Source organism: Pantoea sp. CS_6 (assembly GCF_041954745.1).
Classification (GTDB): Bacteria; Pseudomonadota; Gammaproteobacteria; order Enterobacterales; family Enterobacteriaceae; genus Pantoea; species Pantoea stewartii.
Genome location: NZ_JAVAYG010000004.1, coordinates 97517 through 112222, shown reverse-complemented (window position 1 = coordinate 112222; position 14706 = coordinate 97517). Strand labels below are relative to the sequence as shown.

General features: G+C 56.8%; 6 protein-coding genes. 5 read left to right on the top strand and 1 reads right to left on the bottom strand.

Going from position 1 to position 14706, the window contains the following annotated elements; all coding sequences use genetic code 11:
- Window positions 1-41 precede the first annotated feature (41 nt).
- From recC to recD, 4 genes are all read left to right on the top strand, one after another.
- Window positions 42-3419, top strand: a complete 3378-nt coding sequence (gene recC, locus RAC90_RS07700; RefSeq protein ID WP_054687109.1) for an exodeoxyribonuclease V subunit gamma — start codon at window positions 42-44, stop codon at window positions 3417-3419.
- 99 nt (window positions 3420-3518) lie between these two features.
- A complete protein-coding gene (ptrA, locus tag RAC90_RS07695) occupies window positions 3519-6407 on the top strand; it encodes a pitrilysin (protein WP_375124193.1) in 2889 nt (962 codons plus the stop codon).
- A complete protein-coding gene (gene recB, locus RAC90_RS07690) occupies window positions 6404-9943 on the top strand; it encodes an exodeoxyribonuclease V subunit beta (RefSeq protein ID WP_375124192.1) in 3540 nt (1179 codons plus the stop codon). The genes ptrA and recB overlap by 4 nt, the downstream gene beginning before the upstream one ends.
- Window positions 9940-11793 (top strand): exodeoxyribonuclease V subunit alpha, encoded by a 1854-nt coding sequence (gene recD, locus RAC90_RS07685; protein ID WP_033739591.1) that lies wholly within the window; start codon window positions 9940-9942, stop codon window positions 11791-11793. The genes recB and recD overlap by 4 nt, the downstream gene beginning before the upstream one ends.
- A gap of 34 nt (window positions 11794-11827) precedes the next feature.
- Here the strand turns inward: recD and argA are convergent, their stop codons facing one another.
- Window positions 11828-13156 carry an amino-acid N-acetyltransferase gene (gene argA / locus RAC90_RS07680; protein WP_375124191.1) on the bottom strand — a complete coding sequence of 443 codons (1329 nt, stop codon included), beginning with the start codon at window positions 13154-13156 and terminating at the stop codon, window positions 11828-11830.
- 233 nt (window positions 13157-13389) lie between these two features.
- Here argA and amiC point away from each other — a divergent pair, with 233 nt between their 5' ends.
- On the top strand, window positions 13390-14634 hold the full coding sequence (amiC, locus tag RAC90_RS07675) for an N-acetylmuramoyl-L-alanine amidase AmiC (RefSeq protein ID WP_033739588.1): 1245 nt from the start codon (window positions 13390-13392) through the stop codon (window positions 14632-14634).
- Window positions 14635-14706: the final 72 nt, after the last annotated feature.

The following is a 14706-nucleotide window of genomic DNA, read 5'->3' as shown; positions in this document are numbered from 1 at the left end:
CTGCCATCGCCATGCCGTTTAGCGTTTCCACAGGAGTTTGCATGTTTCACGTTTATCACTCTAATCAGCTTGATCTGCTCAAAAGTCTGGCAGCGAGAGTGATTAAACTGGATCCGCTTGACGATCCCTTTGCGTCAGAAATGGTGCTGGTGCAAAGCCCGGGGATGGCGCAGTGGTTGCAGATGGAACTGGCGCGCACCTTTGGCATTGCGGCAAATATCGAATTCCCGCTCCCGGCCAGCTTTATCTGGGAAATGTTTGTGCGCGTCCTGCCAGACATTCCGCCGGAGAGCGCCTTCAGCAAAGCCAGCATGAGCTGGAAACTGATGCATCGTTTACCTACGTTGCTGCTGCAGGACGAGTTTGCCTCACTGCGCCATTATCTGAGTGACGACGGAGACAGGCGCAAACTTTTTCAGCTCAGCGCCCGCATTGCCGACCTGTTTGACCAGTATCTGGTTTACCGCGCGGACTGGCTTAACAGCTGGGAACGCGGTCAACAGATCGAGGGCCTGGGAGAGGCGCAGGTGTGGCAGGCCGCGTTGTGGCGTGATTTAGTCGATTATACCGACGCGCTGGGCCAGCCCAAATGGCATCGTGCCAACCTCTATGCGCGCTTTATTACCACGCTTGAGCAGGCACAAACCCGACCTGATAACCTGCCGCAGCGGGTGTTTATCTGTGGTATTTCAGCGCTGCCGCCGGTCTATTTACAGGCGTTGCAGGCGCTGGGGCGGCACGTTGATATCTATCTGCTGTTTACCAATCCCTGCCGTGATTACTGGGGCGATATTCAGGACTATGCGTTTCTGGCGAAGCTACAAAGCCGCCAGCGGCGGCGTCATGACCGGGAAGAATATCGCGGTTTATTCAGTGATGTGGCGCGCGCGCCAGCCCTGTTTAGTGAGCAAGGGGAACAACATCTGACTAACCCGCTGCTGGCCTCCTGGGGCAAGTTAGGCCGCGATAACCTCTTCCTGCTCAGCCAGATGGAGCTGAACAGCGAAATCGATGCGTTTGTTGACGTCGAAGAAGACAACCTGCTGCACTGCATGCAGCACGATCTTCTTAATCTGCAGGACAGGGCAATCATTGGCCTGACGGCGGATGAACTGGCTTACAGTGGGCAGAAACGGCGGCTGGACCCGCAGGATCGCTCTGTTGCCATCCAGGTTTGCCACAGTGCGCAGCGCGAAGTTGAAGTGCTACAGGATCATCTTCTGGCATTGATGGAAGCCGATCCTGAGCTGAAAGCGCGGGATATTATCGTCATGGTGGCCGATATTGACGCTTACGCGCCTTTTATTCAGGCCGTGTTTGCAAACGCCCCGGCAGAACGCTATCTGCCGTTTGCCATTTCTGACCGTCGTGCCAGTCAGGCGCATCCTGCTATCGTTGCGTTTCTGCAATTACTGTCACTGCCGGACAGCCGGTTTGTCTCTGAAGATGTGCTGGCGCTGCTGGATGTCCCGGCCTTAGCGAATCACTTCTCGATTGACGAAAGCGGCCTGCGTCTGTTGCGCCGCTGGGTCAGCGAATCAGGCGTGCGCTGGGGGCTGGATGATGCCAGTGTGGAAGCGCTGGCTCTGCCGGTCACCGGTCAGCATACCTGGCGCTTTGGCTTGCAACGTATGCTGCTGGGATATGCAATGGAAAGCCAGCATGGCGACTGGCAAGGTATTCTGCCTTATGACGAATCAAGTGGGCTGGTCGCCGAACTGGCGGGCCATCTGGCCGAACTGCTGTCCCGGCTTAATCACTGGCGACAGGTCTTATCGGAGCCGCGCCCGCTGGAGGCCTGGCTGCCGCTGTGTCGCGAACTGCTGAATGCCTTTTTTACACCGGATACCGAAACAGAAGCGGCATTGCTGCTGGTGGAAGAGCAGTGGAAAACGCTGATTGAGTACGGTATGGACGCGCGTTTCAATGAGGCGATTCCGGTCGTGCTCCTGCGCGACGATCTGCGTGGGCGGCTGGATCAGCAGCGGATCAGTCAACGCTTTCTTGCCGGGCAAATCAATTTTTGTACCCTGATGCCGATGCGCTCGATTCCCTTCAGCGTGGTGTGCTTACTGGGGATGAACGACGGCGTTTATCCGCGCACTTTAGCGCCGCTGGGGTTTGACCTGATGCAGCAGCAGTCGCGCAAAGGTGACCGTAGCCGTCGTGATGACGACCGCTATCTGTTTCTGGAAGCCCTGATTTCCGCTCAGCAACAGCTCTATATCAGCTATATTGGCCGCGCTATTCAGGACAATACCGAACGTTACCCTTCGGTGCTGGTCACCGAATTGCTGGAGTATATCGGGCAAAGTTTTTACCTGCCTGGCGACGAGGACAGGGAACTGGATGACAGCGCACAGCGGGTACGGGCACACCTGGAACATTTACACAGCCGGATGCCGTTTGCGCCGGAAAACTTCCAGCCTGCGTCAGCGGCACACAGCTTTGCTCGTGAATGGCTGCCTGCCGCACAGGGCACCGGTCAGCCCCAGCCTGATTTTGTTCAGCCGCTGAGCACACCGCCTGTAGAGACATTAGCCTTCGAACAGTTTCTGCGCTTCTGGCGTCATCCGGTTCGGGCCTGGTTTCAGCAGCGCCTGGGGGTCAATTTCTGGCTTGAAGAAAATGAACTGCCCGACAGTGAACCCTTTGCTCTGGACAGCCTGGAGCGCTATCAAATCAATGCGCAGCTACTGAATGCGCTGGTAACAGGAGAGGACACCGATCGCCTTTATGCCCATCACCGCGCCGCCGGCAATTTACCTTATGGGGCGTTTGGCGAGCTGTTCTGGCAGGCTCAGCGCGAAGAGATGCAGGAGGTGGCCGCAGAGGTGATCACTCAGCGCAGTGAGGGTGAAAGTCGGGAGATCAATCTGGCACTGGCGGGCGTCACATTAACCGGCTGGTTAACCCAGGTGCAGAGCGATGGCCTGCTGCGTTGGCGACCGGGTGTGCTGAATATCAATGACGGTTTATTACTGTGGCTGGAACATTTAGTTTATTGTGCACTGGGTGGCGACGGTAAAAGTCGGATGTTTGGCCGACAGCACAGCTACTGGTGCTTCCCTGCCGTGCCGCCGGACGAGGCGACTGATGCGCTGGCGCGCTATATGCAAGGCTATCTGCAGGGCATGCGCGAGCCTTTGATGTTGCTGACCAAAAGCGGTGGTGCCTGGCTTAATGCGTGTTTTGACAAGAAAAATCATCAGTTTATGACAGATGAGGCGACACAGCTCAAAGCCCGTAACGCTCTGCTTGCCGCCTGGGTCGGCGGTTACCAACAGGAAGGTGAGGGAAGCGATCCCTACCTGCAACGGTTATGCAGGGCACTGGATGAACCCCGGATACAGCAGATAACCGACGCGGCTGAATGCTGGTATTTACCGGTACTCCAGGCGCATCAGGACGACCGGTAAGCGACCGCTGCCGGGTAATGAAAACATCAAAAAGTTTGTTGTACTTTCAGCCGTTAATGCGCTCGCAACGCGGCTTTTGGGTAACGTAAGAGGTTTTACATGCGCACACATGCACGCTTGATCGCCGCAATTCTGCTGGGCTTACTGGCGCTGGCGGTACAAGCCGAAACCGGCGCGGGCTGGCAGCCTGTCAACACGCCCATCGGGAAAAGCGAACAGGATCCGCGTCAGTATCAGGCCATCACGCTGAATAATGGCATGACGGTGCTGTTGGTTTCAGATACTCAGGCGCCGAAATCCCTTGCTGCGCTGACATTGCCCATTGGCTCACTGGATGATCCCGCGCAGCAGCCCGGCCTGGCGCACTACCTTGAACATATGGTGCTGATGGGCTCAACGCGTTACCCACAGCCTGACAGCCTTGCCGATTTTCTCAAGAAACACGGTGGCAGCCATAATGCCAGCACCGCCTCCTGTCGCACAGCTTATTACCTCGAAGTCGAAAACGATGCGCTTGAGCCTGCCGTCGATCGTCTGGCCGACGCGATTGCCGAACCCTTACTGGATCCGGTCAATGCCGATCGGGAACGCCATGCGGTCAATGCGGAGTTGACCATGGCACGGTCCCGTGACGGTTTGCGCATGGGACAGGTCGGGGCTGAGACGATTAACCCGGCGCACCCGGCCGCGCATTTTTACGGCGGCAATCTGGATACCCTGCGCGATAAGCCCGGCAGTAATCTGCATCAGGCGCTGCTGGACTTTTACCACACGCACTATTCAGCCAATCTGATGAAGGCGGTGATCTACAGTAATAAACCGCTGGCAGAGATGGCGACCATCGCCGTGAATACGTTTGGGCGCGTGGCTAACCACAATGCCAGCGTTCCCGCGATTACCGAGCCGGTCGTCACGGAAGCCCAGCAGGGCATCATTATTCACTATGTGCCGGCGCAGCCGCGTAAGCAGTTAAAAATCGAGTTCCGTATACCGAATAACAGTGACCGCTTTCGCAGTAAAACGGACACGCTTATCAGCTATGTCATTGGTAACCGCAGCCCCAATACGCTGGCCGACTGGCTGCAAAAACAGGGCCTGGCCGACGGCGTCAGCGCGGGGGCCGATCCGGTGACCGAGCGCACCAGCGGCGTGTTCTCCATCAGCGTGTCATTAACGGACAAAGGTCTGGCACAACGTGATGAGGTCGTCGCGGCTGTTTTTAGCTATCTCGCGATGCTGCGCAAAAACGGTATCGACCAACGCTATTTCGATGAAGTTTCGCATGTGCTGGCGCTGGACTTCCGTTATCCGTCAATCACCCGCGACATGGACTACATCGAGTGGCTGGCGGATACGATGCTGCGTGTCCCGGTTGAGCACACGCTGGATGCGCCTTATCTGGCCGATCGCTACGATCCCGCGGCTATCAATGCTCGTCTGGAAAGCATGACGCCAGCGCAGGCGCGAATCTGGTACATCAGCCCGCAGGAACCGCATAACAAGCTGGCCTATTTTGTGAATGCGCCTTATCAGGTTGATAAGATAACGGCCCAGACGTTGACGCAATGGCAACAGCGTGGCCAGGCGATTCAGCTCGCCATGCCGCGCTTAAATCCCTACATTCCCGATGCGTTTACCCTGGTGTCGACTGACAAAACCTACCGTCATCCGGTTAAGCTCGACAATGATTTCGGGATGCGTATTTACTGGATGCCAAGCCAGTTCTATGCCAGCGAGCCAAAGGCCAGCATCACCGTCGCGCTGCGAAATCAGCAGGCGATCAGTGATGCGCGTCAGCAGGTACTGTTCGGCCTGAATGATTATCTGGCAAGCCTGGCGCTGGATGAACTGAGTTCCCAGGCGTCTATTGGCGGCATCAGTTTTTCAACCAGCGAAAACGATGGTCTGGTCTTTAATGCCAGCGGCTTTACACAACGCCTGCCTGACCTGCTTAAGCAGTTAGTTAATCGCTACAGCACTTTTCAGCCCAGCGAGGCACAGCTACAACAGGCCAAATCCTGGTATCTGGAGCGTCTGGATGCCGCAGAGAAAGGAAAAGCCTTCGAGCAGGCGATCCAGCCTATGCAGCTCTTATCCCAGCTGCCTTACACGCAGCGAGACACGCGCCGTAAGCTGGTCAAGGGGATTACACTGAATGATGTCGTGGCCTATCGCGATGCCTTAATTAAAAATGCCACGCCAGAAATGATGGTGATCGGTAACCTGAGTGCTGACAGTGTGACGCAACTGGGACGCGAGCTGAAACAGCAGATGCAGTGCGACGGTACGCACTACTGGCACAGCAATTACCTCAGTGTCGAAAAGCCACTTAAGGCGAATCTGGAGCAGCACGGCAGCAGCACGGACTCTGCGCTGGCGGCGCTTTATATTCCCCTGGGTTATGACGAATACCAGAGTATGGCCAACAGCGCGATGCTCAGTCAGATTGTCCAGCCGTGGTTCTATAACCAACTGCGTACCGAGGAGCAGTTAGGTTATGCCGTGTTTGCGTTCAGGATGCCGGTAGGGCGTCAGTGGGGGATTGGCTTTCTGCTGCAAAGTAACAGTAAACCACCCGCTTATCTGATGCAGCGCTATCAGGCGTTTTATCCCCAGGCGGAACACCGCCTGCGCTCGATGAGTCAGGCCGATTTTGTGCAGTATCAGCAGGCCATGATCAACGATTTGAAACAGCGTCCACAAACGCTGAATGAAGAGGCCGACCGTTACAGCCGCGATTTTGATCGGCAGAATTACGATTTTGATACCCGACAAAAGCTGATGGAGCAGGTTCAACAGCTTACCCCTGCCGGACTGGCGGACTTCTTTCACCAGGCCGTCATGCAGAAAAAGGGCATGGCAATGACCTCTCAAATCGCCGGTAGCGGCGAGCATAACATCGCGTTCGCACCGTTACCGGGCTGGCGGACCTGGCCAGAAATCGCCAAATTACAGCAGTCTTTGCCGGTCAAGAGTGAAACACCATGACGGCGTCCAGACCTGAACCGTTAAACCCCCTAACGCTGCCTCTCAACGGCGAGCGGTTAATTGAAGCCTCAGCGGGCACCGGTAAGACCTTTACGATTGGTCTGCTCTACCTACGTTTGTTATTAGGGCTGGGGGGCGAGAACGCCTGGCGCAGGCCGCTGTCAGTCGAAGAGATCCTGGTGGTGACTTTTACAGAAGCCGCCACGGCGGAGCTGCGCGGTCGTATTCGTGACAATATTCATCAGCTTCGGCTCGCCTGCGTGCGGGGTAAAAGCCATAACACCATGCACCAACAGCTGATTGAGCAGATAGCGGATTTGCCCCAGGCGGCCTCGCTGCTGCTGGCGGCTGAGCGGCAAATGGATGAAGCGGCGATTTTTACCATTCATGGTTTTTGCCAGCGTATGCTCAACCTGAATGCCTTTGAGTCAGGCATGTTGTTCGAGCAGGAACTCATCGAAAACGAACAAACATTACTCCGCCAGGCCGCGGCGGATTTCTGGCGTCGCCAGTGTTATCCCCTGTCACTGGATGTGGCCCGGGTGATCGCGGCGGAGTGGAGCGGCCCGGACAGTTTGTTGACGACGTTACGGCCCTGGCTGCAGGGGGAATCCCCCAGGCTGAAGCGCCCGCCTCGCGCAGACGAAACGCTGGCATCACGTCATACCGCTAACCTGCAACGCATCCAGGCTCTCAAGCAGCAGTGGCAGACTGTCTGTGCCGATATCGAAGGGATGATCGCGGCTTCCGGCGTCGACAAACGCAGCTATAGCAGTAAGCACTTACCTAACTGGGTGGCGAAAGTGACTCAGTGGGCACAGAGCGATACGCTGGATTACCAGTTTCCTAAAGAGCTTGAACGCTTTGGCCAGCAGGTGCTGCACGAAAAAACTAAAAAGGGCGAGGCACCGCAGCATGCGGTGTTCGATGCCGTCGATGGCTTTCTTGCCGAACCGCTGACGCTCCGCGATATCATCATCTGGCAGGCGCTGAGCGAGGTGAAAGAAACGGTGCAGCGGGAAAAACGGCAGCGTGCCTTGCTGGGATTTGACGATCTGTTAAGTCGTCTGGATGAAGCGCTTCAGCAGCCGGGCGGGGCGTTGCTGGCCGAAACCATTCGTGGCCGTTTCCCGGTGGCCCTGATTGACGAGTTTCAGGATACCGACCCGCAACAGTACCGAATCTTCCGTACGCTGTATATTCAACAGCCGGATGTGGCGTTGCTGCTCATTGGCGATCCCAAGCAGGCGATCTATGCGTTTCGCGGCGCAGATATTTTTACCTACTTACGCGCCCGTAGTGAAGTTAGTGCTCACTATACGCTGGAGACGAACTGGCGCTCATCGCCCGCGATGGTGAACAGCGTCAACCGCCTGTTTTCACAGGTTGACGCACCCTTTTTGTTTTCTTCCATTCCGTTTCTTGCGGTCAGCCCGGCCGCCCCGAATCAGGCGTTAACGCTGGTTTACCATGATCAGCCCCAGCCTGCCTTGCGCTTCTGGCTCCAGCCGGGCGAAGGTGTTGGAGTAAGTGATTACCAACAATTTATGGCCCAGCAGTGTGCGGCCGATATCAGCCGCTGGCTGGCGGCCGGTCAGCAGGGCAAGGCGCGGTTAGGGAAAGGCGATGCACTGCAGCCGGTTAAGGCCTCGGATATCACCGTACTGGTGCGTAGCCGCAATGAAGCCAGTCTGATTCGTGATGCGCTGAATAAGCTGGCCATTCCGTCGGTCTACCTGTCCAGCCGCGACAGCGTTTATACCACGCCTGAAGCGCGCGAGCTGTTATGGCTGTTGCAGGCGGTGCAGTCACCTGAACAGGAGCGGCTGCTGCGTAGCGCGCTGGCCACGTCCATCTTTGCTATCGATGCCGCCCAACTTGATGCGCTGGCGCAAAACGAACGTGAGTGGGATGCGCTGGTAGAGCAGTTTGTCAGCTGGCAGCAGATCTGGCAGCAACGTGGCGTACTGCCCATGTTGCGCGATGTAATGATTAAACGGCAACTGGCGGAAAATATGCTGGCTTCCGAAAATGGCGAGCGGCGCTTAACCGATCTGATGCATCTGGGCGAGTTACTGCAGGAAGCGGCAACGCAGCTCGACAGCACGCATGCACTGGTGCGTTTCCTGGCACAGCAAATTGCCCGCCCTGACAGCCAGGCCGCCAGTCAGCAGCTGCGTCTGGAAAGCGATCGCCATCTGGTGCAGATCGTCACGATTCACAAATCCAAAGGCCTGCAGTATCCGCTGGTCTGGCTGCCGTTTGCGGCCGGATTTCGCGAAGCGGCCAGCGCCCTGTATCACGACCGTGAAAGTTTTGCTGCCATGCTCGACCTGCAGGGCGATGCACAGAGCCTGACGCTGGCGGAAGAGGAGCGACTGGCCGAGGATTTACGGCTGCTCTATGTCGCGCTGACGCGCTCGGTTTACCACTGCAGCGTGGGTATTGCGCCCCTGATCAAAGGCGCGCGTAAAAAAGAGGGCGACAGCGATCTGCATAAGAGCGCGCTGGGCTACCTGGTACAGCGCGGTGAGAGCGGCGATGCCGCCGTGCTCAGTCACCATCTTGAGGCGCTCGCAGGCGAAGGGATTGAGATGATACGGAGCGAGCTGCAGCCCGGCGCGAAGTGGCAGGACAGCGAACACCGCGAGAACGCGCTGAGCAGTCGGGAAATGACCCGAGCGCTGGCGGACAGCTGGCGCGTCACCAGTTATTCCGGATTACAACAGCACGGCAGTTCCCCCCTGCTGGATGCTTTGCCGAAATTCGATATTGATGCTGCTGGTGAGGCGGCTGAGGATGAAGAGCCCTTGTTAACGCCGCACCACTTCCCCCGCGGTGCGGCTCCCGGCACGTTTCTGCACGGGCTGTTTGAGGCCATGGATTTCACTGAGCCGCCGGACGCATTCTGGCTGGAGGATCAGCTTCAGCAACAGGGCTATTCCCTGAACTGGCTGCCCGTGATTCAGCAGTGGATCGCCCGCGTACTGACCACGCCGCTCAACAAAGACGGCTTAACCCTGGACTGCATCCGCAGCGCTGATCGGCTGATTGAGATGGAGTTTTACCTGCCGATCAACCGCCTGCTGACGGCTGCCGATCTGGATGCGCTGATGCGCCGGTACGATCCACTGTCGCAGCGCGCTGCCGCGCTGGATTTCCGTCAGGTGAGAGGCATGTTAAAAGGGTTTATTGATTTGGTATTTCGCTGGCAGGGAAAATATTATCTGCTGGATTACAAATCGAACTGGCTGGGTGACAGCCATACCGCGTATACGCAGGAGGCGATGGCGCAGGCCATGATCGACCATCGCTATGACCTGCAATATCAGCTGTACACACTGGCGCTGCACCGGTATCTGCAGCACCGCCTGGCGGGCTATGATTACCAACAGCATTTTGGCGGCGTCTTTTATGTATTCCTGCGCGGGGTGGATGGCACCTCTGCCGATAACGGCATCTTTACCACTCGTCCCGATCCCGCCTTTATTGAGGAACTGGATGCATTGTTTGGTCATACAGAGGAGAGCTTATGAGTGATATAAACGCCTTGCTGCTTCAGGCAGTCGAAAAGCGTTTACTGCGTCCTCTGGATATTCAGTTTGCCCGCCTGATTGCAGATGAGACGCAACCCTTTCGGTTGCTGGCAGCGGCCTGTGTGAGTGCCGACGCGGGCGAAGGACATGTCTGCCTGCCGCTGGCTAACCTGAATGAGGCTGGGCTGTTCTCCGGTCGTCAGCCCGCACTGGCGCAGGCACTGTGGCAGGCTGCAGGCGCGCCTGATGAAGCGGAGCGGCATGCACAGCTGGCCAGCTGGTCAGCTGTGAGCGATGGCCGTGTTGTGACGCCCCTGGTGCTGAGTCACCAGCGTTTATACCTGCACCGGCTCTGGCAAAGTGAAGGCCAGGTTGCCCGGTTTTTCTCATTGCAGCCGGATAGCGGGACGTTCGATTCGCAGCAGGCACGAGATGTTCTGCAGACGTTATTTGGCCGTCAGCCTGACGACTGGCAAAAAATTGCTGCTGCGGTGGCACTGACCCGTAAAACCGCCGTTATTTCAGGCGGACCCGGTACCGGCAAAACCACGACGGTGGCGAAATTGCTGGCGGCGCTGATTCGCCTGAATCCCGAACCTCTGCGCATACAGCTGGCGGCACCGACAGGGAAAGCGGCAGCCCGTCTGACCGAATCCCTGGGAAAAGCTCTGCAGGGACTGGCGGTGGACGATGACGAGCGTGCGCGTTTTCCTGCTGAAGCGACCACGCTGCATCGCCTGCTTGGCGCACAGCCTGACTCGCAGCGCATGCGCTACCATGCGGGTAACCCGTTGCACCTGGATGTGCTGGTGGTTGATGAAGCGTCGATGGTTGATCTGACGATGATGGCAAAACTGATTTCCGCCTTGCCGCCTCACGCCAGAGTGGTGTTTCTGGGCGATCGCGATCAGCTGGCTTCGGTTGAAGCCGGAGCGGTGTTGGGGGACATTTGTCGTTGCAGCGAAACCGGCTTCAGTCCGGCGCGCGCCGCACAACTGGTGACGCTTACCGAATGTGCGCTTACGGGCAGCGATGACGATACCGCGCCTGCCGTTCGCGACAGCATTTGTCTGCTCCGCCAGAGTTACCGCTTTGACGAAAAGTCCGGTATTGGCCAGCTTGCCCGCACCGTCAACCAGGGCGATGCGCGCCAGATGAGTAAGGTGTTCGCCGCCGGACATGCTGACCTGTCTTTTCAGCCGCTGAATGACGGTGAGGCATATCAGACCATGCTGAACGAGGTGGCGCAGGGCTATCAGGACTATCTGGATGCCGTTCAGCGTCAGGCTGCGCCAGAACAGGCCATTGCGGCATTTAGCCGTTATCAGCTCCTGTGTGCCCTGCGTGAAGGGCCATTCGGTGTGCACGGATTAAATCAGCGCATCGAACAGCGTCTGATGCAGCTGCAGCGCATCCGGCGTCCTGCACTGGGCAGCCGCTGGTATCCGGGACGTCCGGTGATGATCACCCGCAACGACAGTGCCCTGGGGCTGTTTAACGGCGATATCGGCATTACGTTGCGTGATGCTGAAGGGCAACTCAGGGTGTTTTTTCCGTTGCCAGACGGCAGCGTGAAAGCGATTCAGCCCAGCCGTTTGCCGTCTCATGAAACGGCATGGGTGATGACGGTGCACAAGTCGCAGGGTTCAGAGTTTGATCATACCGCGCTGGTCATGCCGACGCAGTTTTTGCCGGTCCTGACCCGTGAGCTGGTTTACACGGCCATTACCCGTGCACGCAAACAACTGACCCTTTACAGCGATCGCGCGATATTTGAACGGGCAGTCCAGCTGCAGACGCAGCGGCGAAGTGGCCTGGTGGAAAGGCTGGGGGCGGAAACGCAGGGATAACAGGTCGGGCGGCGGGATGGCCGCCCGGCTGCCATCAGGTTAAATCGGCCATCAGCACCTTGGAACGGCGCTGGTAGTTGTACATCTCTTTCTTACTCTCCGGCAGCGACTCGATATCCACCGGCGTGAAACCGCGCTCCTGGAACCAGTGGATACTGCGTGTGGTTAACACAAACAGTTTTTCCAGCCCCATCTGCTTCGCCTGAAGTGCAACGCGTTGCAGCAGCAGCTCTCCGCGCGAGGAGCTGCGGTAATCCGGATGGACCGCAACGCACGCCATTTCGCCAATCTTTTCATCCATAAACGGATAGAGCGCGGCGCAGGCGATGGTCAGGTTGTCCCGCTGAATGATGGTGAATTTGTCGATCTCCATTTCCAGCTGTTCGCGTGAACGGCGTACCAGAATCCCTTGCTGTTCCAGCGGACGAATCAGCTCCAGAATGCCACCGATGTCGTTGATCGTGGCCCGACGAATCTGCTCGGCGGACTCCATGACAATCTGCGTACCAATGCCGTCGCGCGAGAAGAGTTCCTGTAACAGGGCGCCGTCTTCCTGATAGCTGATCAGATGGCTGCGACGGACGCCGCTGCGACAGGCTTTAACGGCGCCACGCAGAAAGCGCACCGTGCCAGACAGAAAATCGCCATCGCGTTCCATTTCATCAATGCGTGCCTGAGCGTCATTGGGAAATAACTCCGAAACAATGTTGCCTCCACGATCGATTACGCCCTGTTCCGAGCAGAAGCCAATCATTTTTTCTGCTTTAAGCTTAATTGCCAGCTGCGTGGCCACTTCTTCAGAAGTCAGGTTAAAACTTTCACCGGTCACTGACACGGCCACCGGACCCAGCAGCACAATGGCATCGTTGTCGAGCTGGCGGTGAATAGCCTCTTCATCGATACGACGAATGCGACCGCTGTGACAGTAATCGACCCCGTCATCCACGCCGAGCGGCTGGGCAATGATAAAGTTGCCGCTCACCACGTTGATATGCGCGCCCTGTAACGGAGTGTTGTTCAGGCTCATGGAAAGGCGGGCGGTAATATCCAACTGAAGACGGCCTGCGGCCTGCTTTACCAGCTCCAGTGACTGCGCGTCGGTCACGCGGGTATATTTGTGGTAAGCCGGTTCCAGCTGGTTTGCGGCGAGGCTGGCATCAATCTGCGGACGTGCGCCGTACACGACGACTAAACGAATGCCAAGGCTGTGAAGCAGGCCAATATCGTTGACGATGCTGGAGAAATTTTCATGCTCAATGGCCTCACCGCCAAGCATGATGACAAAAGTCTTATCCCGATGCGCATTGATATAGGGAACGGTATGGCGAAAACCCTGAACCAGTTCAGTACTACGTTCCTTCACGGCTAACCCTCAGTGAATGTTTATTCGTATTTTCTGTATTTTTATGCCTTTAGCGGCCATTTTGCAAGCGCTAATCCTGACGTTTATTTACGTTTTTTCAGGTGATAACGCCGCTAACAGACTGCATTATTTAGAGTTTCCGGGGTGACATCGTCAGCCGGATTGGATAAAGTTTTCGCCGCCATTTTATTTGGTTGCCGTTTTTTTAAACACGATATAACAGCTGGAGTGGCATGTCGGAAGGTCATCCCCTTATTTCACGTAGACGATTATTAAAAGGTACTGGGGCACTGCTGCTGCTCAGCGTAAGCGGTGTGGGCATCGCGGCCACCAGCCATATTATGGCGGTTCGCATCTGGCCCTCTTCAACCTATTCGCGCATGACGCTGGAATCCAATGTTGCCCTTAAGTATAAGCAGTTCGCACTGACGAATCCGGACCGGCTGGTCATCGACATTGAGAACCTGCACCTTAATTCGGTCCTTAAGGGTGTTAACCAGCACGTCAGGGTGGACGATCCTTTTATCAAAAACGCCAGGGTCGGGCAGTTCGATGCCAATACCGTGCGGGTGGTGCTGGAACTGAAACGCAACGTCTCGCCAAAAATCTTCAGCCTTGCACCGGTCTCCAGTATTCAACACCGGCTGGTGGTCGATCTCTACCCCAGCCAGAATACGGTAGAAGATGATCCGCTGCTGGCATTACTGAAAGATTACAACCAGGGCGATCTGGATAAAAATGAAAGCGTTCAGCCGCCGTTACCCGGTAAAGCCGGGCGCGATCGCCCCATCATTATCATGATCGATCCTGGCCATGGCGGGGAAGATCCGGGCGCGCACGGTAAATACAAAACCCGTGAAAAAGACATTGTGTTGAAGATTGGCCGCCGCCTTAAGGCGCTGATTGAGAAAGAACACAATATGAAGGCGTACATGACGCGTAACGAGGATGTGTTTATTCCCCTGCGGGTTCGCGTGGCCAAAGCCCGTAAACAGCGGGCCGATCTGTTCGTCTCCATTCATGCGGATGCGTTCACCAGCCGGGCCGCACGGGGCTCCTCTGTGTTTGCCCTTTCGACCCGGGGGGCGACGTCAGCCGCGGCGCGTTTTCTGGCGCAAACCCAGAATGAATCCGACCTGATTGGCGGCGTCAGCATGAGTGGCGATCGCTATCTGGATCACACCATGTTTGATATGGTGCAGCGCCAGACGATCCATGACAGCCTGAAGTTTGGCAAAGAAGTGCTGCACCGGATGGGGCGGATTAACCACCTGCACAAACGCACTGTGGATCAGGCCGGTTTTGCGGTGCTGAAGGCACCGGATATTCCCTCGATCCTGGTGGAAACCGCGTTCATCAGCAACGTCGAAGAAGAGCGTAAACTCCGCACCACGCGTTATCAACATCAGGTCGCCGAGGCCATTCTGGAAGGCATTAAAGCCTATTTCAAAAACGGGGCGGCGCTGGCACACCGTTAAGCAGCCGGGCAGGAAAAATCACCCGCCCGGCCTTATCTGCTGTCAGGGTTTGCCGTCAGAAGCGGAACAGGG

Coding starts and splice junctions, on each gene's coding strand:
- ptrA (WP_375124193.1), top strand. CDS start 3,519: ATGCGCACACATGCACGCTTGATCGCCGCAATTCTGCTGGGCTTACTG.
- recC (WP_054687109.1), top strand. CDS start 42: ATGTTTCACGTTTATCACTCTAATCAGCTTGATCTGCTCAAAAGTCTG.
- recD (WP_033739591.1), top strand. CDS start 9,940: ATGAGTGATATAAACGCCTTGCTGCTTCAGGCAGTCGAAAAGCGTTTA.
- recB (WP_375124192.1), top strand. CDS start 6,404: ATGACGGCGTCCAGACCTGAACCGTTAAACCCCCTAACGCTGCCTCTC.
- amiC (WP_033739588.1), top strand. CDS start 13,390: ATGTCGGAAGGTCATCCCCTTATTTCACGTAGACGATTATTAAAAGGT.